This window comes from Streptomyces sp. NBC_00236 (genome assembly GCF_036195045.1).
GTDB lineage: Bacteria > Actinomycetota > Actinomycetes > Streptomycetales > Streptomycetaceae > Streptomyces.
Genome location: NZ_CP108100.1, coordinates 7,075,958 through 7,098,845, shown reverse-complemented (window position 1 = coordinate 7,098,845; position 22,888 = coordinate 7,075,958). Strand labels below are relative to the sequence as shown.

The window sequence follows — 22,888 nt, the reverse complement described above, 5'->3', positions numbered from 1 at the left end:
GTGAGGGTCCGACCGGCGCACCCCGGTCGGACCCTCACCGCTGCTCTGTCGGCGGCTCGCGCCTGCCCGTCGGTCAGGCTGCCGCAGGGGCGCCGAGCATCGCGGAAGCGTGCTGCAACGGTGTGCGAACCCTCGTGAGCGCGGCGGCCTGGGGAAGTTCGCGGCAGGTAAAGCCGAGCTGGGTCATGGCCCTCAGGACCTCGCCGGCGCTGAAGTCGCGGCGGTCCTGGCGTGTGACGACCTGACCGACCTGTTTGACGGGGTAGGTACGTCGGCCGATGATCACTGACTCGCCGGAAGCCTGCTCGGGCTTGATGCCCTTCATCGATTCCAGGACGCCGGTCCTGGTGAGGTCGAACGGAAAGCGGGCGATGACACAGCGCATGATGCCTCACAGGGAGAGGAACGAAGTGGGAGTGGTTCTGCCGCAGTGGTGACGGCTCAGCGGGCAAGGGCGAGGACACCCAAGGCACTGCCGTGTTCGTCGACCACAGGCAGGGCATCAACCTGGCTGTAGTGCATCATGTGCCCGGCTTCGGCCATCGTGGTCACTGGCGAGGTGAACGGCCCTCGGTCGCCGAGGATGTCCCGCAGCTGGACCCTGTCCGAGTATGCGGAGCCGTCACGGGTCTGTGTGAGCTGAGCCTGGGTGACCAGTCCGATGCACAGGCCGCTGTCGTCGCAGACAAGCAGATGCCCGGTACGGGCACTGGCCATGACGGACAGGGCCACCTCGACGGTCATGTCGTCACAGACCTGCGGTCCGGCGGTGTCCATGACGTCGGCCACCGTCCTGTGTACGACCGTGGCATTCGTCGAGCGGGGCTTCATCTGAACCAGCGTCAAAAGGTGCCTCCTGCATAAGTGGGTCAGCTTCCGGCTCATGAAGTTCTCAGGCCGCCGCGTCGAAGGAGGACTGCCGCACGGTCACGCGCCGGGCGGCCGAGGCGGGGCTGCGCCGGCCGCGTGAGGACGCGCTGCGCTGACGCCGCTCGGCCACCGGCGCGGTGATCGTCACGGGGATGCCGGAGGGGGTCTGGGCGCCGGTGATCCGGCTGAGTGCTTCTTCGCCGGAGCGGACCTGGGTGGTTTGCGGCACGATGCCGGCGGCGGTCATGAGGCGGGTCATGTCGCGGCGCTGGTCGGGGGTGACCAGGGTGACGACGCTGCCGGATTCCCCTGCCCGTGCGGTACGGCCGCCACGGTGGAGGTAGTCCTTGTGATCGGTCGGCGGGTCGACGTTGACGACCAGGTCAAGGTTGTCGACATGGATGCCGCGGGCCGCGACGTTCGTGGCCACGAGCACGGTGACATGCCCGGTCTTGAACTGGGTCAGAGTCCGGGTGCGCTGCGACTGGGCCTTCCCGCCATGCAGTGCGGCGGCCCGCACCCCGCTGGCGAGCAGGTGGTCGGTGAGCTTGTCCACGGCCCGCTTGGTGTCCAGGAACATGATGACCCGGCCGTCGCGTGCCGCGATCTGCGTCGTCGTGCGGTGCTTGTCGGTGCCGTGGACGTGCAGCACGTGATGTTCCATCGTCGTGACCGCGCCTGCGGACGGGTCGACGGAGTGGACGACCGGGTCGGTGAGGTAACGGCGGACCAGGCGGTCGACGTTGCGGTCCAGGGTCGCGGAGAACAGCATGCGCTGGCCCTCGGGGCGGACCTGGTCCAAAAGCGCTGTGACCTGGGGCATGAAGCCCATGTCGGCCATCTGATCGGCCTCGTCCAGAACAGTGATCGCGACCTGGTTCAGCCGGCAGTCACCGCGGTCGATGAGGTCCTTGAGCCGTCCCGGCGTCGCAACGACGACCTCGGCACCGGCGCGCAGCGCGTTGGCCTGCCTCCCGATCGACATTCCGCCGACAACGGTGGCCAGGCGCAGCCTCACCGAGCGGGCATAGGGGGTGAGCGCGTCGGTCACCTGCTGGGCCAGCTCACGCGTCGGCACAAGGACCAGAGCCAGCGGCTGGCGGGGCTCGGCGCGCTGACCGGCGGTGCGGGCCAACAGCGCCAGGCCGAAAGCGAGAGTCTTGCCGGAGCCGGTACGCCCGCGCCCCAGGGCATCACGGCCCGCCAGGGTGTTGGGCAGAGTCGCACCCTGAATCGGGAACGGAACGCTCACGCCCTGCGCGGCCAGCGCGGCGAGCAGCTGCCCCGGCATGTCGAGGTCGGCGAACGCCTCAACCGCGGGCAGCGCAGGAGTGACCGTCTTCGGCAGGGCGAACTCTCCCTGCACCGCCGCGGGCCGCCGACCATGTCCGCCCGACCGGCTCGGACCCCCTGAACGGCTCGGGGCGGACGAGCCGAGACGTGCGCCGCCCCGCCGCGGACCGGCATCGGATCCGAAGGCGGGAGAGTCGGCCCGGTTGCGGCTGGAGGAACGGCTGTTCGTACGTGTGGGGTTCATCGAGAACCTTCCTTGATACACGGCACGCACCAAGGAATTCCCGCAACGGAAAGACAGTGCAGGGAATCACAAGAAACGGACCGAATGGAATGCGAAAGAATCTGGCGCGCAGTGAATCAGGTGCGACACGAAGGCGATGAAATAAGCGAGTCGCACGGGACGTAAAATCCCGGACGTCGACCGGTTTCAGCTCCGAAGAAGCACGGCCCCCTGGGGAAGGAATAGGGCGATGCTCAGGGGAGGCCACTGCGGGAATTATCCGTAGCTGGGGCCCGCACCCCGAGGGATGCGGGCCCCAGCTACGAAGTACGCGACAGCGTCAGGCCGGAACGATGTTCTCGGCCATCGGGCCCTTCTGGCCCGGCGCAATGTCGAAGATGACCTTCTGGCCTTCGAGCAGCTCACGGAAGCCCTGGGCTGCAATGTTCGAGAAGTGGGCGAACACATCGGCGCCGCCACCATCCTGCTCGATGAAGCCGAAACCCTTGGCCGCGTTGAACCACTTCACAGTGCCTGATGCCACGTCATGTCTCCTCCGGGGGCAGTACGCCGGGATCCCCGATGCCAGGTACCCGGGTCGCCGCGATGATGCCCCGACCGGAAAATGACCGGCAATAAAAGCGCTGCCAGAGGCCGAAAATTCTGGCGAAGGCGCTTGAAGTTTTGGGAACCACGACTGCAACTGAGATCGACAGTAGCATGCCGTAACGGCCCGGGCACGGTAAATAACTTCGCTCTGTTAGTTGCGGTACAAACACTCCCCGCATGGCACGTTAAACCCTGATCTCACGGTCATAGATATTGCCCTACCCCCAACGCACGGTTCCATGAAGAGAGCGGTCGCTGTACGCGGCTGGGAGAGCACGCTTCCCGGTGGCTTCTTCCTGTCGGCCGGCGCCACCATAAGCCAGCACTCCGATCTCGACACAGATCAGAGGCGGGCACTGTTGCTGCGCAGCCTTGCTCGCATCCCGCCCAAGATCCGGCCACCGCCGACTGAAGGCCGGCGCACATGGTGGGGTGAACAATCGGACAGCAGAACCCGCCCGGGGCAGCCGTACGCCCCGAGCGCGGGCGGCCAGGCAGGGTTCATGTCCTCGGCCGCAGGGGCGCTTTGGCCCCGGGCGGCATCGAACGAGGCTTCACCTCAGCGAGCTCACGAAAGCCCGAGGCGTTGATCGCGGAGTAAAGGGCGTACACGTCCGGGCCCCCTCCGCCCTGGGCGATGCAGCCGAGTAGCCACGTCTCATGCTTTCGAGCCGATGCATGCTCCCGCAACGTGCCGAAGGCGGAGGTGATCGCGTGGGGTCCTGCGGCACAGCAGAACGCCCCCGCCGAAGACGCAGACAAAGGGGACTTCGAACCACGACGGCCTGCGCAGACGCCCGCACACCCTGCCACCACGGGAAACGGTCCAGAAGTCACGCCCCGACACGTGTGGGCGGGGACCCGCCGGTGCCGGGCGGGCGCGCTGCCTCAGGCCATGGGCGGACTGAACGGTCCTGCGGCGCGGTGGTGTTCGGTGTTGATGCGCTGGGCTTCCTCGAGTTGGTCTTCGAGGATGACGATGCGGCAGGCGGCTTCGATGGGGGTTCCGGCATCGACGAGTTCCCGGGCGCGGGCGGCGATGCGCAACTGGTAGCGGGAGTAGCGGCGGTGGCCGCCCGCTGAGCGGAGCGGGGTGATGAGGCGGGCTTCGCCGATGGCGCGGAGAAAGCTCTGGGTGGTGTGGAGCATGTCGGCGGCCCGGCCCATGGTGTAAGCGGGGTAGTCGTCGTCATCGAGACGGCCGAACGAGTCGTCTGCTGTCATTGCACCTCTCTGTGAAACGCGTGGAGGGGCCCTGGCGCCAATGGCACCAGGGCCCCGAAGGAACTGCTACACCATCTGCCGGCCCTCGTGCTGCACCGGCCTTCTGTTTCCGCAGACCCGACCTGAACGGCGCCGGGGGTACGGGGATCGCGGTTGCTTGACCGGAGACCACCTCACTATCGATGTCCTGCGGTACCCGGGCTCAAGACTTCCGCCCGGGCGATCCTGATGGCGCTCGGCTCCTCCGTTCTTCCCTCTGGATGAACTACTTACCAAACGGGACCTGCGTACTGCTGATACCGCGAACTGCTGGTGGCTTCGAACAGCGCCACTCTTCGGCAGCCAGCCCCGTCGCCCGTCCTGCATCTGCTCTGGCTTGGAACCCCACTGCCAAACCTCCCGGCACGCGCGCCCGCAGCCGACGCCTTTACCGAGGTGCTACTCACTGACCTCACTGCTGGGTACTGCCACTGCGGTACTGCTCACGGCGGCCCCTCATCACTGCGGGCCACCCGGTCCGGCCGTCAGCCCCGTCGCCGTCCTGCAATAACCCTGGCTTCGAAACTCCACCACCGCACCGCACTACGAACTACAACTCCGTACTACTGACCGGCAGTTCGTCCCTGCCAGGCCCTGCTCGATCTCGACTACGAGAGAAACCATAACCACACCACTCCCCAATGTCTACTCCGGCCGATAGAGATTTCTGCGTCCTGGCCGGAGAGATAATCCGTCCGGACCACCGCGGGAACGCGCGGGCAGGTCATACCAACCGGAACGGCCCGCTCCGACCAACGCTGCTGCGCCGGCCCCGGCTCCGCACGCCGCAGCCTCCCCGTCCGGCTGCGTGGTCGAGCAGCCGGGGACATCCCGCAGCCCGGGGCATCATGCGGTTAGCGCACCGCAGGCTGGGCATAAGCACCGGCCAGAGGACAGGGCATTGACGATCCAGAGACCAGGGTGACCCGATGGACACAATGAGCGTCAACATCGCACCCGCCCGCTCAGCGACAACCATCGCCGGCGCACGCGAGACCGCCCGGGAGTTCCTCGAAGGTCTCCTACCGGTCATCGCGGCCGAAACCGCCGACTCCGTCGTCCTGGTCGTCTCGGAGCTCGTCACCAACGCCCTGCGTCACGGCGGCGGAACCTGCACCCTGGACCTGACCGCACACCCGGACAGCATCGATGTGACCGTCCACGACGGCAGCCCACAAACCCCGCGCATGCGCACCCCCGACCTGAACGGCGGCACCGGAGGCTTCGGCTGGCCCATGGTCAATCGCCTCGCTAGCGCCACTGCGATTACTCCCCGGCCGCCCGGCGGGAAAACCGTAAGCGCCCTTCTCGCCCGGTAACAACAAAGCGCCTGCGCCAGTCGGCATGCCGGAGCGCGCCCTCTCCGAGATTCACTCCGCATCGGCGCCATGTACGTCCGCTCCCTCACCGTGCGCCTGGTCCGCCAGGGCACTCTCGACGACCACGTCAACCTGGAAACACGGCGTCGGTCCGCCGCCACAAGCGCTTCGCCGAGCCCGAGGGGCCGGACGGCGAACTTTGGACGACCAGCTCGGATGGCATTCAAGAAGCCAAGGAAGCTGGTGAGCCAGCCAACGCGGCTCGTAGTGGGCCTCTTCCAGGACCGGCGAACCCGGCTGGCCGCGCGGGTGGCGGGCAACCTCGGGGGCCGCACCGTCGTCGTCGACCGTGGTGACGATCAGCTCGTCGCCGTGGAAACGGGCCCAGACCCTCGTATCGGTCAGCTCGTCCGGGACCGAGTAACGGACCGCCTCGACGGAGATCGTGGCTTCCCAGGTCACCCAGAGGTGGTCCTGACAGTGGCGGTGGGCGGGCGCTTCGGCAGCGGGTGCAACCGGTGAAGTTCTTCCGCGAGCCGCTCTACGGGCTTGCGCCGAGTTGCCCTGTGAATACGCGAGTTGACCTCGTGACTGAACGCCCGGCAGGCGGCTTCCAACTCGCCTAACGTTTGGTACTGCTCAGGCAGGTTCACGTCCTTCGGCACGAGATCGGTCTTCGCGATCTTCACTGTCGACTCTGACCCACCCTTCGTCTCCGGGGCCGCCGGCAGGCAGGTACGGATGGTCATGCCGTAGTGCCGGGCGACCTCGACGATCTCTGGACTGCGGACCGCGATCCCCGCGACGTGGTCGACGGTCACCGTCTTCTCGTTGCCGGAGAGCACGCAGGCCGGGACCCCACCGTGGAAACTCCACATCAGCGAAGCGCCGCTGCGTTTCAGCGACGGGCACCGCGGCCATCAGGGAAGCAGACAACGGCGCTCTCCCCGGCCGGGGTTTACGAGGCTGCCTGCTGCATCCGCCACGGCTCCGCTGCCAATCACAGCCGAGTGCGAACACCCTCAATACTCGCGACGATCCCCGGTTTCGGTAACCGGGGATCGTCTGCTACATGCCGCACCGCGAGGCGAGAGCTCGCCCGTCGCAGTCATACGGACCGCCCTCAAGAGTCGCCCCGTCGAGCGCAAGGTCAGGAGGCGCACAGCACACGATGAGCGCCAACCATCCATCATCAGCGGGAGTGTCTTGTTCTTGGCTCTTTCTCGTAGTCGGTGGTGACGTCGAGTGGTCGTTCACGATCATGATCTCGCGAAGGAGGTCAACTCCCTTGTGATTCGACCTCCTCCGCCACCGCATCCGGCTCGCCTGACAGTCACCCACTGTCACCACCAACTACGGGACAGAGTCAAAAACAAGACACTCCCGCCTGATCAGAGAGACATCCCACAGGTGGGCAGTGCGGCCACATCTTGCAGGAAAGAGCACCAAGTGGGGGGTGGATGTCCGAGTAGTGCGCTAAAAATCAGTACGGGGCAGAAGAAAGCGCGGGGGACGTGATGTTGCCAATCACCTGTAGTGCGACCCGTGGTCGTCGCTGGGTCACGACCGCGGGCCGGATACGGAGCCACCGGATACGGGGCCGCCAGCGAGGGGTGCGCCGTTGTCCTTCCATGAGCTGACTCTGGGCTCCGACGCGATGCCGGGTGAGGTGAAGGAGGAGTTGGTCGCCTTCCTCGAAGACGTGGCGCGGGTGCGGCGTGGGCCTCTACACGTGTGCACCGCGTTCAACGCCGTGTACTTCGGATATGACCTTGATGCCGGCGCCTACAGCACAGGCACCCTTGACCCGGAGGCGTTCACTCTCCTGGGCTCCGATATCCGGAATCCGCTGCCGCCAGTGGGTTCCTTTGTGCGAATAGAGCGTGGCGCGCACTCATTGTGGGGAGAGGTCTGTGCGTCGTTCGGTGCCTCGCCCGACGTCGAGGAGGACGGATGGACTCCGGGCGCACTGTCGGGAGCACCGTTTTCGGGAGGGCCGGAGGTCGCGCCCGCGCGTGCGGTAGTTGACTGGGACGCTCTTGGAGCGTTGACGTCCGTTGAGCACAAAGAACTTGCCCGAATGCGTAGGTCCCCTGCTGGGGTAGTGAACCGGTGGGGCCACTTGGTGGGGACTGCCGACACGAGCGGTCTTATGTCCGGGCGGGACCACAGCGGGCTGTACCGGAAGTTTCTCATGGGCCCGGGACAGCGGTTGCTGGCGGCGGGAGACCTGGGCCCGTTACTCCAGGACTCTGCGGACACCGTGGCGGCGGAGCGTGCTCTGCAGGAGTGCTTCAGAACCTTGGAGGAGTTGTTGCGCCAGGCTCCGGGGTTGGCTGTATGGGACCTGTATGCACAGCCTGTTGACCGGCATCAGCAGTTCGCGTCCGGCCCGGTGGCAGCAGAGATGGTGGATCGGTTCACACGACCGGCCCCGGGAGGTTCGCCACGCTACACCGCGGTATGGCCGGTGCTGGCCGGTTGGGAACGCGAGGTGGGTGATGAGCACGCGTTGGAGCTCACCGCGGCGGCCTCGGCAGTGGTTGATGCCAACCTTGCGCTGGCCTACCAGGCCACCGCGGGCGATCTGCGCCGCAACGTGGACTTGCGGATCGATGACAGTTGGCAGCAGGGCGGCATCTGGCGGGCTCAAACGCTGCCGGTTGACGCGGTGTTGGCGGACTGCGACCCGTTGACGCCAGCTGGCTTGGGGCATCTGGAGCATCTCCTACCTGGCGCTGCCAAACGCACGGGCAGCGCCAGCCCTAGGCAGACCGACTCTGTGGTGCATGTGGAGCATCTGGACGAAGCGCTGCTGGTGGTTTCGGTGGCTCTATCAGAGGCGGACCTGTCGGCCGGGCGACTGCCGCTGCCGGATGCGGTGCCATCCCTGTTAGGCAAGGGGCCTTTGACGCTGGAGGTGCACCACAGCGGCCAGCTGTTGGATCGTGATCTAGCCCGGCAGCATACGCAACGCGGGCCCGGCGGGCTGGGATCCGTGAACTGGCCGGATTCCTTCTACCCCGGCATCAAAGTCAATGTGGCTGCTGCGCGCTCCGGCCGGCAATTGATAGTCACCACGACGCTCCTACCCGATCCCGTGCGGGTGGGGGACGCTCTCCTGGCCTGGTGCTTCGACCCGGTGCTGCTGGCCGAGGGGTGGGGCCTGCTGGATATCCCGCCCCCGCCGTTGAGTCCCGGGCCGCCGACGCATCGGCCGAACGGTGGGGGGTATCGGCCGCCGGTGACGGCACTGGAGGTACTGATCGTGGCTGCATTGTTGCGTGATGGAAGGGTCGGTACGGCCCGCTCCCGGTCGTTGGACGGCCAGCAGTTGAGTGCGGCAATGTTCGGCCCGGATGTGGTCACGCCGCCCTTGTTGTGGACGGTGATCCACACCTGCGAGGACATGGCGGCAGCTGGTCTCCTTACCCGCACGATCGTCGCTCACGACGGCGTGCTGCCGGAGGTGTTCACCTGGTGGCCCGACACCGAAGAGGCCCGGGAGGCACAGCGAATCGCCGTGGGCGCCGATACGGCCGTGCGGCAAATACGGCACTGGCGGCGCCCCTGGGAACGCAGGCTGCCGGACGGGCACAACGCCACACCCGCTGCACGTGCGCGATATGCCCAGTGGCGTATCGAGGTCGACGGCCCTGACGCTGACACCGAGCTACCCGAGGGACACACATTCGTACGCGGCCATCGCAGAGGCGAGGGACAGGCCCCCGCCTGGCACCAGCATCTGCATCGCTGAACTACTGAGAGGAATCCTGTGGCACGACGCACGCCGCGTACCCCGCATCACACTCTTACTGAGCCGCAACGCACCCAGTACTTGGCCCTGGAGCAGGCCGTCGCAGAACTGCCTGACCCTGTCGGGGATGTGCTGGCACTGGTTACCGAGGAGCAGCTCTCCTCAATGCTGGAACGCCTCAGCCGTAAGAACCGCACCGCGGTTCTACAGGAGTTGCGCACTCCATCGGTCGGGCAACCGAGCACCCACGCGGTACGGCAGGCGCTGGGAGCCTTGCGGCGCAGCGAAGGGGCTCAACAGACACACACCATCGGCACGCTCACCCAGCCCACGCTCGACGGTATGCGGGACGGACTGTCCATCTGGTTGGAACAGGGGTCTGACCAAGACCTTTCCGGATTGGAAGAGCTGGCTCCGGACCGGACCGTACTGCTGCTTACCGGTCTGGTTCAGTGGAGGGTCACACACCTTGCGGTCCCATTGCTGCACTTGGTGCTGCGCGACCATCCCCTGTCGTCGTGGCCCGCCGAGGATGCCGACGCCATTGTGCGGGCCTGCCAGGCATTCGAGGAAGCCCATCGAAGCCGTCCGATCGACAGCACGGCGTCCGAACCAGCTCCTCGGCCGGTGGAGCCGCCCGTCGATAGAGAGGAACCCACGGTACCGGATGAACCTGTCAGCACCATCGATCTGAGTACCACAGCAGCCTGTACGACGCAGGCCGAACGATTGCGTGATGCCTTTGCGTCGGCCAGCAAGGTCGTATCCGAGGCTGCGACCTTGCTGGCGGCAGGCAGGGTGGTGCCCCCTGACCTGCTACAACCCGTCACGCAGGTAGGGCAGGTTGTCGATGAGGTGCGCACGGAAGTAGCGCTGGCACTGCACGAGCACGGGCCGTATCCGGAGCAGGACCTTCCGGGCTTGCTGGATGCGCTGGAGACACTGGGAGCTGCGGCTGACCAGGATTACGCACTACGGGAGATCCTGCAGCGCGTCGCAGCGGCGAGCGGCCCGGTGGGACACCCAGCGATAGCACAACTTCGTACAGCCGCAGAGTCGTTGTTGGCCGTCAATAAGTGGGCTGCTCAACAGGTTCAGGAGGCTAAATGTCTAGCCACGGTCGCGGAGCTGGCGTACGCAGTGGAGTCGGACGATGACGATGGAGCCGACGCACTGACCGAGCGACTGCGTCAGACACTACCCCCGGCCATCGCACCTGTGTTGACCTTGATACTGCGCGGCAAGGCTGTCGTTCCATCTGTTCCCACCAGCGCCGACCTGAAAGGCGGGACCGATCCAGGAGGCGCGCACGAACCGGCGCCACTAGTATCGGCTTCCTTGGAACTCCCGCCCCTCCAAAAACCAGGCGGCATCCCGCCCAGCGACGGTGCGGAGTCTTCAGACACTGATGCATCGCTGATCCCGGTCCCCCGTCACGGGTTCGACGTCGAGCCAGGAGCTCTGGCGGCTGGTTCTTCCAAGCCAGCACCGCCCTCAGCGGCTCCTTCGGCGGACCGCACGGTGACCGTCGACAGGCAGTGCACACCAGTGCGACCAAAGGCCGCCCGCACCACGGCGGAACTAGCAGTCTCGAAGCCAGAGACGCCTGCCAGCCTTCCTGCTCCTGCCGCCTCTCCCGTCCTTGCCGATCTGACCGCGCGGGGCCAGCTGGCTCTCGCTCACCACGCCGCTAACGCTCTCGGCAGCCTCGCCACCGCCTCGGCGCTGCGCTCCCTGGTCCTGGCCGAGGCCATGCGCTCGGACACCGGCGCCTGCGCCCACGAACTACGTGCGGCGGTGACCGATCAGCTGCAGCACGGTGTGCCGGACTCCTTGGCCGATCAGTTGATCGTGTTGGCCGCCGCCGTCCGGTCCGGCTTGCTCGCAGGAGATCCCGACAGTGGCGAACTCGCCTTGAAGATCGCTGCGCAGTGGCACGACTTGCCCAGAACCAGCGCGGTCGCTACCGCAATTGCTCACGCGTCCGCCCGGGGACAGTTGTCTGGACGAACCACTCTCAATGTCCTGGCCGCCCGCCCCGATACTGGTGATGACCTTGCCGTCATCTGCGACACTGCCCGCGCCGAACTGCGCACCAGCCCCAACCTCAGCAACCTGCGGGCAAAGCAGTTCGCCGAACAGTGGTGGGCACCCGACGGCAGGATTGGTGCCCTGCTGCATGCAGTGGCCGATGACCGACGGGACTTGGCAACCAGCACCCGACAGAAGTTGCGGGACCTGGGTGCGCCCGGGGCGCTGTCCACCTTCTTGGACGCTGACGACAGGGCAGCCCGAGGCACATCCCGCAAACTCAAGAACGCTGCCCGCTCGCGCATACTGCAGTACGCCGCCAACTCCCTCGACGTAGTCCAACAGTGGCTGGTGCTCATCGCCGAGGTCCAACCTCGTGCAACCGACCCTCTTTCGTTCCTGCACGAGGCGGTCCAGCCGCACCGCCAAGGCATGACCGATGAGCTGACCGCCCTGACCGAGACCGACCCGAAGTCCCTCACCGCGGCCGCGGCACGGAGCTGTTTGGCGAGCCTTGAGACAACGGCGCGGCTTTTGGCTGGCGGAACCCTCACCGGCACCGAGCCTGAACCGTCCACCGTCCTGAACAGTGACCTGCTGCGGGCCCCCGACCTTGAGCTCAACTCCCGCCTCGTCCCTTCCCGTACCCCGACGCTGGACGACGTCACAGCCGCCGACCGCGCCGACTGGGCCCAGGCGGTGCGCGCGAATATCGACCGGGAGAACTACGCCATCGCCCGGATCGCCCTGGACGCACTGGACGCACTGGAACAAGCGGACACTACTTCCCCAACGCTGACAGACGAACTGCGTGCCACGTTGCACACCCGGCGTGCCCATAGCGGCAGCGCGATCAAAACCCTGCACGGCGAACTGACGCGCGATATCGACACCGCCACCCGGCTGGGCCGGGTGCCCGAGCACGGGCGCGCCCGGATCACCGCCCGGATGGAAGCCGCGCACAGCGCACTGGCCGGCGATGCTCTCGGTGCTGTCCGCCGCGAGTGTGAGGCCATTCGCGAGGAACTCACCGTTCTGGGTGCCGAGGCCGCCCGGTCCCTGCAGGAACGGGCCACCGTGGAGCTCAACGAGGCCGACGCGCCCACCCGACTGACTGACGCTGTAAGACAGCTGATCGTCGAGGGTGACCTTGCGACGGCCGAAGAGTACTTGCTGGCGGCCCGCGAGGGGAACACGCCGCCACGTGCACAGCACACCGCGCTGGCCGACTTCGATGCCTTTTTCCCTGCGGTCCCACAAGCCCTGGCCGATGGCATCACCCCCGCGGTGATCACCGCGGCCGAGAACGGCACCAGACTGGGCCCCTTGGACTTCGGCCCCCTGTCCCCCGGTGATCGTAAAATCGCCGTGGCCGCACTCACTGCCTGGCACCACGTTGCCACCCGATGGGCCCAGGTCCGCACCAACACCTACGTACTGAGCCCGGCTCTGCGTCTGGCCGGTATCGAATATGAGCGCGAGGCCGACCCCGGCCTGCCGGTCGCCTCAAACCTGCGCCGGTGGGTCGATCTTCGCGACGTGACACTGATCGGCAAGGTTCGCCTGCCGGCTTTCGGTACGCAAGCGGACGGCCGACTGCGACTACTGATGACGTCCGAGGTCACCGACGCTGCCAAGCTCCTCGCCTGGGTCCAGCAAGATCCCAGCTCCATTCCCGTCATGATCGCGTTCATCGGCACCCTATCTCCCGCTCAACGCAGAGCCCTGGCCGCAGTCTGCGCCGAACATCCCGCCAAACCCGTTCTGGTACTGGACGCTGCTGCTCTGGCGTACCTGGCCTCCCGCGGCAGTGGACAGTTCACCTTGACTGAACGCATCCTGGCCCCGTTCAGTGCCATCAATCCCTACACCCCCGACGCCAACGAAGCCGTGCCGGAGGAGATGTTCTACGGTCGCGCCGAGGAACTGTCCGCCGTCACTGACCAGCACGGTGTCAGTCTCTTGTACGGCGGGCGCAGGCTGGGAAAGTCGGCCCTCCTACGGGCCGCTGGTCGCCGCCACGCCCTCACCGAAGGCCATGTCGCGCTCTACCTACCGCTGCCCAGTAGCCTGGCCTCGGGCACAGAGGAGATCTGGGACATGATCTCCACCGAGCTGGGTCGGGCAGGGATCGGTCTGGCACCCGGCCGGCGCGCCTCCACCGCGTTTCGGCGTGTCCGGGATGCCGTCACGGCCTGGCTCGATCAGGACCGGACCCGACGGTTGCTGCTCCTGCTCGACGAGTGCGATTCCTTCTTCGACGCCGAAGCCGACGCCGGCTTCCCTCAGACCACCCGCCTGCGGGACCTGATGAGCGCGACCGAACGCCGCTTCAAGCCCGTCTTCGCCGGTCTGCACCAGGTCCAGCGCTTCGCCGGTCTGCCCAACCAACCTCTCGCCGAGGCGCACTTCGGCAAAGCCCTGGGCATCGGCCCCCTCTCCCCTGGCCCTGCCTACCGTCTACTCCAGGAGCCTGCTGAAGTCCTGGGGATCAACTTCGCGCACGACAGCCTCATCCACCGCCTGCTGGCCTACTGCAACTACCACCCGAAACTCCTTCAGGTCGCCGGTGAGGCCCTCGTCAGCGAAGCACTGGCCAGCCGCACGCCCGATGGGCCGCCCTGGACCATCGACAACGACATCCTCGAACGCGTTGTCGGCTCGCCGGAGTTGCGACGTCGTATCCGCGACACCGTGCGCCTCAACCTCAATCTCGACCCCCGCTACAAGGTCATCGCATTGCTCATCGCGCACAACGCCCACACGCATGGCGTCGAACACAGCATGAGCACGCGCGCCCTGCGCCAGCAATGCGCTGAATGGTGGCCCGAGAGCTTCACCCACCACACGGCCGACGAGTTCCGCGTCCTGCTGGAAGAGATGCTGGGCCTGGGGATCCTGGCCACCGAACGTGACGGCTGGCGCCTGCGCTCCTCCAACGTCCTGCGACTCTTGGGTACCCAGGACGCCATCGAGGAAGAACTCCACGCTCACGACCCCAACGACATCTCCACCCGTCTGTCCATCAGCCAGGCTCGGCGCCCGCTTCCCGGCGCCCGAATTAGTCCCCTGACGGAACAGCAGATCGCGGGTCTGGTGCGTCGCAACAACGCGCTGCGCATCGTGCTTGGCACCGACGCCACCTGCCTCGATGACGTCACCGCCGCGCTGACCGACCAGCAGCAACGCACCCCCAGCGAGCTGGCCCCCCTGATCAAACCGGCCACACCCCACGCATACCGCCAGGCGCTGAGCGCAGGCAAGGCCCGCAGCCCTCACCGGCTGATCGTCAGTGACATGCGACACTTCAAGCCCGACCGCGTCGATACCGCTCTGCGCGACGCCATCACCCGCCAACCCGCCTCCGGCGTAACCCGCTGCGTCATCGCCCTCATTGACGCCGGGAATCGCGAACACCTTGAGGTCCTGTCCCGCTACGCGGAAGAGGACATTCTTGTCCCCCTGCAGCGCGCCACCACCGACGGCATTCGCAGTTGGGTCACCCCCACCGATGTCCTGACCGCCTTCAACGCCCCGGAAGATCGCCGCCGCCTCTTCGCCACGACCGGCGGTTGGCCGATGCTGCTCAATCAAGCCGCCGAGCTGGCCGCCACGAGGCACAGCGCAGCGGACATCTGCCGCACCCTGCACGACGCCCTCGCCACCCCCGCCGGTGCCAACCAGCTTCTGGAAGCAGCCGCCCTCACCGGTCCGGCCCTGCAGGGCATCCTGCACGACCTGTCCGAACTCGACGAGCCCCTGTCCGAAGACGACCTCGTCGACCTCCTCACTTCAGAACACCCCGACGCCGCTGACGTACTGGCCACCCTGCGCCACATGTCAGCCCTGACCGAGACACCCGGCACTGACGACTCGGCGCTGGAAGCAACCATCGCTACTGCCTGGCGTGCACACGGACCACGCTAACCACCGCAGCGACACACAAAACATCGTTAAGTGCCCAAGATCCCGGTGTGACGAACGACCTGGACACCCTCGCGACTGCACTATAAGCGTGTTGTAGAAGGCCGTAGTCAGGCAGGCTGAACTGGGCATTTGGCGTGCCTGGTCAAGCGGTGAGGGCGCGAGGTGATGCATGCGGGCGACGGCCTGGACCGCGTGGTGGAGGCTGTCGCCGCGCTGCCAACAGTCACGGAGAATATTGCAGTTCTTCATCCGACTACCTCCGGTAGGGCTCACGGAGGAGGGCGGGACGGAACGGCGAAGGTACGGCCGAGGAGCCGGCCGCCGATGCACTCGACTGCTGCCGGATGCCCGTTGCCCTGCTGCGCCGCATAGCAGATCCGGTTCTGCGCTACGCGGAGCTGGATGCCCGGGCGCAGCGCGCCATGCGGGACGGCAAGAGCCACCGCCGCCGGCCCCAAGGTAGTCAGCGGCTGAGCCGCGTCGCCGGCATCCCGCCATGCGGTGCTCGAGCGCAGCCAACGGGGCTGGGAGAACCTCTGCTGCCCTGATCCCCGCTACACCTCGGCACTCAGCCGCAATGGGCCATGATCGCTCTGTGCCCGAGCTGCCATGCCCTGAAGACCCCGTGGGACGGTGACCGACGAGTTCCGTGCCTCTCCTTCGTCCTACGGCGCTCGCCAGGCACCAGGAACTGCTTGCCGCAGATCGATGAACCTGCCCCTTCATCGACACCGACAAGCTGGCTGACGGTGTGTGCGGTTGCTAGCGGAGCTCCTTGAGGGCGTCTTCAAGCAGGTGGAACCGCACGCGTTCTTGTTCGAGTCGCACGTTGAGGCCGAACTCGCCTTCCACGAGGCTGTCGTAGACATCGGCCTCGTCCGGTGTGAGCGTGCCGAGAGGCCGGTGGGTGGGGGCGTCTTCGTTCACCCACTGGCCGCGGTGCTCCAGGAGAACGCCCCGGTTCATCAGGATGGACTGCGCGTGCGGGAAGGCCCGACGCAGCCGGTCGAGGATGGTGAACCCGTGAGTGTCCAGGTCGCCCCAGTACACAAGGCGTATGCCGTGTAGCCAGTTCAGGGCGGAGAGTTGGGTGACGGCGTAGCCTGCGCCGTGGATTACGATGCTGTGGGGTTGGTCAGGGAAAGCCAGATAGGTGGTCTCGTTCTCGATGACGTAGACGGTCGTGATGCCGGGCGGGGGTGCGGTGAACTCATCTGCCCGGACGGCCAGTTCGCGGAAGCCGGCCAGCGCTTCGCCGTCGAGGAGCCGGAAGCGCAGGTAGGCGGGCTTTCGTAGAAAGCGGAAGCGGGCGGCGAAGTCGGTGCGTGCGGCTTCGGTGTTGATGCGGTCTTCGGGGAGACACTGCTCGAGCAGGGTGGTCAGGATGGCTCGGTGGCGTTCGATGAATTTGGTGTCCACGCCGGGTACGTCGAGCTGGCGCAGGTAGACGGTGGGACCGTGGTAGTCGAGGATCCATTGGATGGTGCTCTGCAAGCGGGCCCAGTCGCCTTCGCGCTGGAGCACCTGCATGGGATGGCCGGTCATCCACTCGACGAGGTCGGGCAGCACGTCTCGGGCAGAGGTCAGCAGACTCTGGTAGCGGTCGACCGTGGGACTGACGCCGAGCAGACGCCAGAGGTGGTCACGGTCGTCGATGCGAACGCGGGCGGGGACGTTGTTCACGCCGGCCAGGCGCCCGCCGAGGCGCCGGTACTCGATGTGCAGGTGCGGGTGTGCAGTGGGCGCCCAGGATTCGGTCCAGGCGAGGACGTGGTCATATTGACGGGTGATGTCCCCGGCTTTCGGACCACGCAGTGGAATCTCGACGGGTTCCCATGGTGATCCGTCCGCGAGCTGGGTGAGGTAGGTGCCCATCTTCCAGCGTTTGCGGAGGCGTTCGATGACGGCCTGCGGGGTGGTCCAGCCAACGTCGTGTTGTGTTGTCATCTCATGCTCCCTGTGCGGCAGTGGGCTGCAGGCCGGCCAGGGTGTGGGCTAGGCGTTCTTGGCGGTACTGAGCAGTGGTCAGGGTGCGCAGGCGGGAATGGTGTCCGGTGGGGTTGTCGACGAAGCCGACGGCGGACACATAGGGCTCGATGACGTGGATCTTCTGCAGCGGGGTGACGATCAGGAGCTGCAGGCCCAGGCGTTTGAAGAGATCCAGGGCGAAGCGGGCGGATTCCTCCGAGCCGCGTCCGAAGGCTTCATCGATGACCACGAAGCGGAAGGTGCGGCTCCTTGTGCTGTTGGTGTCGAGCTTGAACTGGTAGGCGAGGGAGGCGGCCAGGATGGTGTAGGCGAGTTTCTCCTTCTGGCCGCCGGACTTGCCGCCGGAGTCGGAGTACACCTCATACTCGGAATCGTCCTCGCGGCGTCGTTCACTGGCGCTGAAGACAAACCAGTAGCGGACGTCGGTGACGCGCTTGGTCCAGGTCCGGTCGCTGTCGGTGTGGTGTTCACGGCCCTTGAAGCGTTCGATCAGGCGCTGCACCTGGTGGAACTTCTCCTCGGAGTACAGGTCGGAGTCGTCACCGGACAGGACGTCGTCGGTGCAGGCACGCAGTTCAGCGGTGAATTCGCGGATCTCGGTGTTGGGTGTCTGCTCGGGCTTGAGCATGATGTAACGACCCGGGTTGTAGTCGATGTCGACCAGGGACTCGTTGATGGTGTTGATGCGGTCGCCGATCTCGTCCGCCCAGATGTTGAGCTGCGCGTGGAATCCGGCGATCTCACGGATTACGTTGGTCTTCAGATAGGTGCGGAATTGGTTCTCGAATCGCGGCAGGTCGTCCGCGACGAGCTGCTGGTGCAAGGCTCGGTAGCCGGGCGCGGAGGCGACGGAGGCGTCGAGTTCGTTGGTCTCGACCTGGTAGGCAGCTCGGAAAGAACTCATCCGGGCGGCAATCGTCTGGCCGAGGCGCGTCTGCTCCTTGGCCCAGCGGTGTCTGTCGGCCGCCATCTCCTCGCGCAGCCGGGACTCGCTCTGGGCGCACTCCTGTGTCGTCCGGCACGTCAGGTGGGCAGTGGTCAGGCGCTGCTCGAGGGCCGGGAAGTGTGGCCGCGCGTCCCTGGCGTCCGGTTCTTCGAGTACGGAGCGGGCCTCGTCGCGGGCGCGTTCAGCGGCGTCGCGGTCGCCGCCGACTCGGCCCCAGCTCTGCTGTGCTCGCTCGTATGCACGTTCCTGTGTGGTGATGTCACCGGCGATTTCAGTGAGGCGGCGGGTGAGTCCGTCCAGGTCCTGGGAGTCGGCCTGCAGACTTTGCCTCTCGGCCGTGAGCTGGGTGATGTGCCGTACTGCGGAAGGCCAGTCGATCTCGTTGTAGTCCGCCATGGCTGCCAGCCGGTCGAGGACCTTGTCATGACTGAGGGCGTCCTTGTAGGTGGCATCCAGCTCGCACTTCTTCTTCTCCGTCTCGCGCTGGGCGTCATGGACCCGATGGGCCTGGTCCAGGAGAGCGTCGATCTTGGCCTGGTTCGTCCAGCCGAGCACATAGGTGCTGCGGTCATCGATGCGGGTGGTGTCGTTCTTCTCGTGACGGCCCCGCGCCCCCTTGATCAGCCCCTGGGCGGTGATGGCGAGTTCGGTGTGCCGAAAGTCCTCCATCGTCGGCACGCAAGCGTGGGAGGCGCGGCGTTCGAGCTCGCCGGCCAGCCACGGGGCGAGCGGCGAGTCGTCACGCACCTCGAGCTTGGTGAACAGCGCCGTGGACGTGGCGGTGGACAGGCGCCGCGGCGGGAGCTTGTCCGGAACGCGGAAGTAAACCAGCTTCGCCCCCAGGTGGTGGTCATTGATCCAGTCTGAGACGCGGGCGTACTGGTCACCGGAAACCAGGAGGGACACGGCGAAGCCGCGCAGCAGACGCTCGGCGGCCCCGGCCCACTCCTGTTCCTCGTCACGGACCTGGATGAGTTCGCCGGCGAACGGCAGGGCACTCTCCTCGATGCCGAGTTCACGGCTCAGGCGAGCGCGTACCTCCAGCTGCCTGCGTGGGATGTTGCTGCGGCGCGAGCGCAAGCTGAGCAGGTCCGCGTTGATGTCCTCAGCCTGCCGCTTCAGCTGTGCGGCCTCGACCGCGAGGGTCTCCAGGGCCGTGCGCGTGTCACGGGCGGTCGCGGCGACGCTGTGCTGGGCGCGGGCGATGTCGTCGAGCCGGTCGGTGAACTGGGCCCGGTCGGTCACGGGGGCCAGCTTTGCCTGCTCCAACAGGGCGGCGTGCTGGCGGGCCCGCCCCTCCTGCGCGGTGCGCTGCTGCTCCGTCTCCTTGATCTGGCGCTCGAGCTCACCCAACCGGCCGCCGCCCAGGCCCTCGCGCTGCAGGTCCCACCGACGCTGCTGGCCACGCAGCCGTTCCAGCTCGTCCTTCGCGGCATCCTTTTCGCCCTGCAGGCGTGCGAGTGTCCGTTCCGCCTCGGCGCGCTGGGCTTCGTGCAGCGCTGACGTGCGCTCGGCCATGAAATACCGCAGGGCAGCCTGCTGCGTGTCGGCTTCGTCGATGCGTGCGGTCAGCCTCTCGTAGGCGTCGCATTCCGCGAGCAGCGGGGTGAGGGCCTCGGTCTGGGCGCGTGCTCGCTGAACGGAGTTGTAGGTGGTGGTGAGCGCGTCGAAGTGGCTGATGATGTTGTCGGTCATGGCCGCCGCATCGAACGGCTCGAGCATGTGACTGCGGACGAAGTCGTCCAGGCTGCCCACCGACTTCATCGACACCGTCTGGTGGAAGAGCTCCAGTGCCTGCTCGGACTCGATGCCCATGCGGCGCCGGAAGTCCTTGCTGTAGGGCGGGAACGTCTTGTGGACGCGGACGTCGCTCGCTTCGAGACGCTTCTTCAAGGAGCGCACCTCGGTGCCGAAGTCAGCGAAGTCGCCTGCGACGGAAAGCGCCTGGTCGGCGACGAGGAATAGCCGATCGGGGTGGGTGGCGTTCGCGTCAGCGAGCCAGAACACCTGCCCCAGCGTGACGGTCGCCGATAGCGCCGGGTTGGTGAAGACCCCAAGGATGACGGAGTAGCTGCCCGGCTTGCGCAGCGCCACCGGCTTGGTCGCTCCGGTCGTCTCGTTGCGTTCGGACTTGTAGTGGCCCAGCACATAGGAGCGCAGGCTGCGCTCGCCGCTCTCCGCGCCGGCCGCCTTGTTGTAGGCGATCTTGCGTGCAGGCATGAACAGGGTGGTGATGGCATCGACCAGGGTGGACTTCCCGGAACCGATGTCCCCGGTCAGCAAAGCATTGGCGCCGCCGATGCCGAACGTCCACACGTGCTTGTCGAACGTGCCCCAGTTGTATACCTCCAGGCGCTCCAGCCGGAAGCCGGCCGCAACCAGGTCGGTGGAGGCGACACGCGTGCCGGCGGGGCCGGACTGGGCGGGGATCACTGCTGCTTCTCCTGGTGGGTGTGGGTGACCGCGTACTGGGCCAGGTTCGTTTCGAATTCGGCGAGCCACTGACCGTCGACGAAGGCTTTGATGATCCGCTGCACCTCGAAGAGCTGGTCCTGCCTGCGGGCACGGCGCAGGAACTGCAGGTCGACCACCTTATTGATGTGGCCGTCGATCTGGTCGACCAGGCGGGCTTCATTGGTGCCGGCGGGGAGGAACAGTCGGATCATCTCCACGATCTCGTCCCGGGTGATCATCAGGCGGGTGCCGTCGGCGCCTGCGTCGAACTCTGCGAGCCGCTTGCGCAGCAGCACGACCAGCAGGCTGACGGGGTAGGACAGTGAGCGGCGGGGCATCAGCCGCGGCGGCGCCATGCGGGCATCGCGGACGTCGTCCTCGTCGTCGGGTTTCGACTGGAGGAAGGCGTAGCCTTCCATCTCGTCGATCACCACACGCAGCCCCATGACGTCGACGTAGTCCTTCACGCCGGCACTGTGGTTCAACAGGGCGTCCCATGCCCGTTCGTGCTGGTCACGGAAGATGGGACCCTTGAGCAGTTGGTTGACCGGCAGGGAGAGAACGGACGGCTGGCTGGGGGTGGCAGGCGTGGTCATCGCCCCTCCTTCGAGCTGGAAGCCCAGGCGATGCCGGGGCTGGTGCGGGCAAAGGTGACCACGGGCACGGTGGCGACCTGCTGGACAGCCTCCTCACTGGGCCAAGCGATCTCCTCCTGACGCTGGTCGTCGAACACCGTGGTGAACCCGTCGTCCGGCAACGCGAGGTAGGCGACCAGCTCGGCAAGCCCCTGCTCCAGGGGATGCTCGCGCAGTGTCTCGGCCAACGACACCTGCGTGCGCGAGCCCAGCGCCTGGTGCACCGCCGCCGTGAGCCGCGCCGAATCCACATACACCGCCTCGAACAGTGCCTCAGCCGCGAACTCCTCGTCCCCCGCCTCAATGCCGGTACTTTCGATCGGCACCTTGACCAACGGGGTGTACAGGGGCCGCTCCATCGGCAGAACAATGGTCGGCGCGGCCGCATCGATACCGGCAACCAGATCCACGCCCGGCACATCACTCAGCGCCAGAGCCTGAGCCTCAATTTCGCGCACGAGCTGCAGGACGCGCCGATCCTCCGAGCGCACCTGGTCGTCCAGGAACCGGCACAGCTGCCCCGACAGCTGCCTCACCGTGGTCTGAGTTCGCTCGGCTGCCTCCAGCCAGTCCCGGGCCATGCGCCGCATCCTGGGGTCGGGCTCGTCGATGGCCTCCATGGCTTCAACCTCGGTCAGTAGCGTCTTGAGCTCCTCCTGACGGCTCGGGGCAAGCAGGAAGTCATAGAACGCCTGGAAGGTACGCCCCTGGTCCGATTCCGCGATGCTCTCGCGGCTGCTCAGCACCTCGTCCAGCAGCTCACCCTTGGCCCCGTCCCACGCCGCGATCTTGCTCCGCAGGTCCCGGTCCAAGTCCCTGAAGTTCGCCTCGACCTCTCGGAAGTCGGCCAGCAGCCCATGCGCCGTATCGGTCACCTGCTGATAGCGGTCCCGCAGCGCCGCGCTGTCCAGAACATCCACCTCACCGGCCTCGACACGCGCGATCTCCAGATCGATTTCATGCCGACGTCGGTTGAGCTCCACCAGTCGCGCCTCGGGATCGGTTTCGGTCCCGAACGTCATCTGCCGCAGCAGGTCGAAAATCGTGCTCAGCCTCGACTCCGTGCCCACGAACGAACGCTCTTCCAACGACCGGACCCACGCGACGGCCTTCTCCACGGCGGCCGTGGCGTCATAGTGCGGCTCGTCCGTATCCGGCGGGTAGTACTTGCGCAGCCAGCCATTCTCCGGCGCCGACCAACCGTCCAGATACGCCCTCGCAGTCTTGGAGAACGTCCCCTGGCCCAGCCGATCGTTCAGGGCGAACAACTCATCATCCAAACGTTCGACAAGCTCCGCACCCGCAATCGAGCGCACTCCCTGCTCGACGAACACCTTGCTGAAGAAGCTCAGCATCAGCGCAGCATGGTCGGCCTTCAGCAGCCGCCAAGCAGCGCTCTTCTTTCGCAGAGCGACCAAACGGTCGTAGTCCAACTCCATGCACCCTCCCGTTCTCACTGCCCCAGCGGATTCGTCCGCTCCCCCGAAATGATGGAACGCACACGCCCCATCCGGCTGGCATCGATGCACGCACAGCCACGCCCGGAGCATTCCGCGCGATCAGAAAGAACCG

General features: G+C 66.5%; 13 protein-coding genes and 4 pseudogenes. 4 read left to right on the top strand and 13 right to left on the bottom strand.

Annotated features, from left to right (window positions below):
- Nucleotides 1–73: 73 nt before the first annotated feature.
- From OG446_RS31595 to OG446_RS31570, 6 genes and pseudogenes are all read right to left on the bottom strand, one after another.
- Entirely contained in the window at nt 74–385 is a 312-nt protein-coding gene (locus OG446_RS31595) for an SCO5918 family protein (RefSeq protein WP_328897210.1), read from the bottom strand.
- A gap of 56 nt (nt 386–441) precedes the next feature.
- On the bottom strand, nt 442–846 hold the full coding sequence (locus OG446_RS31590; RefSeq protein WP_328897209.1) for a CBS domain-containing protein: 405 nt from the start codon (nt 844–846) through the stop codon (nt 442–444).
- A 46-nt stretch (nt 847–892) separates the two neighbouring features.
- Nucleotides 893–2,407: a DEAD/DEAH box helicase gene (locus OG446_RS31585; RefSeq protein ID WP_328897208.1), complete on the bottom strand. Its 1,515-nt coding sequence runs from the start codon at nt 2,405–2,407 to the stop codon at nt 893–895.
- Nucleotides 2,408–2,726: 319 nt separating this feature from the next.
- The gene (locus OG446_RS31580) at nt 2,727–2,930 is read right to left on the bottom strand and encodes a cold-shock protein (protein ID WP_214981215.1); all 204 of its coding nucleotides are present in this window, start codon (nt 2,928–2,930) and stop codon (nt 2,727–2,729) included.
- Nucleotides 2,931–3,488: 558 nt separating this feature from the next.
- Nucleotides 3,489–3,685 (bottom strand): annotated as a pseudogene (locus OG446_RS31575) (hypothetical protein); the annotation flags it as partial.
- Nucleotides 3,686–3,883: 198 nt separating this feature from the next.
- Nucleotides 3,884–4,219 (bottom strand): helix-turn-helix domain-containing protein, encoded by a 336-nt coding sequence (locus OG446_RS31570; RefSeq protein ID WP_328897207.1) that lies wholly within the window; start codon nt 4,217–4,219, stop codon nt 3,884–3,886.
- A gap of 968 nt (nt 4,220–5,187) precedes the next feature.
- Between OG446_RS31570 and OG446_RS31565 the strand changes: the two genes are divergently transcribed.
- Both OG446_RS31565 and OG446_RS31560 read left to right on the top strand, forming a co-directional pair.
- Nucleotides 5,188–5,577, top strand: a complete 390-nt coding sequence (locus tag OG446_RS31565; protein ID WP_328897206.1) for an ATP-binding protein — start codon at nt 5,188–5,190, stop codon at nt 5,575–5,577.
- Nucleotides 5,578–5,631: 54 nt separating this feature from the next.
- Nucleotides 5,632–5,715: pseudogene (locus tag OG446_RS31560) on the top strand (DUF475 domain-containing protein); the annotation flags it as partial.
- 117 nt (nt 5,716–5,832) lie between these two features.
- On the opposite strand, the pseudogene OG446_RS31555 reads toward OG446_RS31560, so the two are convergent.
- A pseudogene (locus OG446_RS31555) lies at nt 5,833–6,440 on the bottom strand (Mu transposase domain-containing protein); the annotation flags it as partial.
- A 1,439-nt stretch (nt 6,441–7,879) separates the two neighbouring features.
- Between OG446_RS31555 and OG446_RS31550 the strand changes: the two are divergent.
- On the top strand, nt 7,880–9,334 hold the full coding sequence (locus OG446_RS31550) for a hypothetical protein (RefSeq protein WP_328897205.1): 1,455 nt from the start codon (nt 7,880–7,882) through the stop codon (nt 9,332–9,334).
- An 81-nt stretch (nt 9,335–9,415) separates the two neighbouring features.
- Nucleotides 9,416–15,292: a hypothetical protein gene (locus OG446_RS31545; protein WP_328897204.1), complete on the top strand. Its 5,877-nt coding sequence runs from the start codon at nt 9,416–9,418 to the stop codon at nt 15,290–15,292.
- A 156-nt stretch (nt 15,293–15,448) separates the two neighbouring features.
- On the opposite strand, the pseudogene OG446_RS31540 reads toward OG446_RS31545, so the two are convergent.
- From OG446_RS31540 to OG446_RS31515, 6 genes and pseudogenes are all read right to left on the bottom strand, one after another.
- Nucleotides 15,449–15,544: pseudogene (locus OG446_RS31540) on the bottom strand (IS5/IS1182 family transposase); the annotation flags it as partial.
- Nucleotides 15,545–15,561: 17 nt separating this feature from the next.
- On the bottom strand, nt 15,562–15,735 hold the full coding sequence (locus OG446_RS31535; protein WP_328897203.1) for a hypothetical protein: 174 nt from the start codon (nt 15,733–15,735) through the stop codon (nt 15,562–15,564).
- A gap of 319 nt (nt 15,736–16,054) precedes the next feature.
- Nucleotides 16,055–17,239, bottom strand: coding sequence for a Wadjet anti-phage system protein JetD domain-containing protein (locus OG446_RS31530; RefSeq protein WP_328897202.1), 1,185 nt, complete (start codon nt 17,237–17,239; stop codon nt 16,055–16,057).
- Nucleotide 17,240: 1 nt separating this feature from the next.
- The gene (locus OG446_RS31525) at nt 17,241–20,660 is read right to left on the bottom strand and encodes an ATP-binding protein (RefSeq protein ID WP_328897201.1); all 3,420 of its coding nucleotides are present in this window, start codon (nt 20,658–20,660) and stop codon (nt 17,241–17,243) included.
- Nucleotides 20,657–21,277 (bottom strand): DUF4194 domain-containing protein, encoded by a 621-nt coding sequence (locus tag OG446_RS31520; protein WP_328897200.1) that lies wholly within the window; start codon nt 21,275–21,277, stop codon nt 20,657–20,659. Before OG446_RS31520 ends, OG446_RS31525 begins: the two co-directional genes overlap by 4 nt.
- Nucleotides 21,274–22,755 (bottom strand): DUF3375 domain-containing protein, encoded by a 1,482-nt coding sequence (locus OG446_RS31515; protein WP_328897199.1) that lies wholly within the window; start codon nt 22,753–22,755, stop codon nt 21,274–21,276. Before OG446_RS31515 ends, OG446_RS31520 begins: the two co-directional genes overlap by 4 nt.
- Between the last annotated feature and the right edge of the window lie 133 nt (nt 22,756–22,888).

Coding starts and splice junctions, on each gene's coding strand:
- OG446_RS31595 (WP_328897210.1), bottom strand. CDS start 385: ATGCGCTGTGTCATCGCCCGCTTTCCGTTCGACCTCACCAGGACCGGC.
- OG446_RS31585 (WP_328897208.1), bottom strand. CDS start 2,407: ATGAACCCCACACGTACGAACAGCCGTTCCTCCAGCCGCAACCGGGCC.
- OG446_RS31570 (WP_328897207.1), bottom strand. CDS start 4,219: ATGACAGCAGACGACTCGTTCGGCCGTCTCGATGACGACGACTACCCC.
- OG446_RS31565 (WP_328897206.1), top strand. CDS start 5,188: ATGGACACAATGAGCGTCAACATCGCACCCGCCCGCTCAGCGACAACC.
- OG446_RS31530 (WP_328897202.1), bottom strand. CDS start 17,239: ATGACAACACAACACGACGTTGGCTGGACCACCCCGCAGGCCGTCATC.
- OG446_RS31520 (WP_328897200.1), bottom strand. CDS start 21,277: ATGACCACGCCTGCCACCCCCAGCCAGCCGTCCGTTCTCTCCCTGCCG.
- OG446_RS31515 (WP_328897199.1), bottom strand. CDS start 22,755: ATGGAGTTGGACTACGACCGTTTGGTCGCTCTGCGAAAGAAGAGCGCT.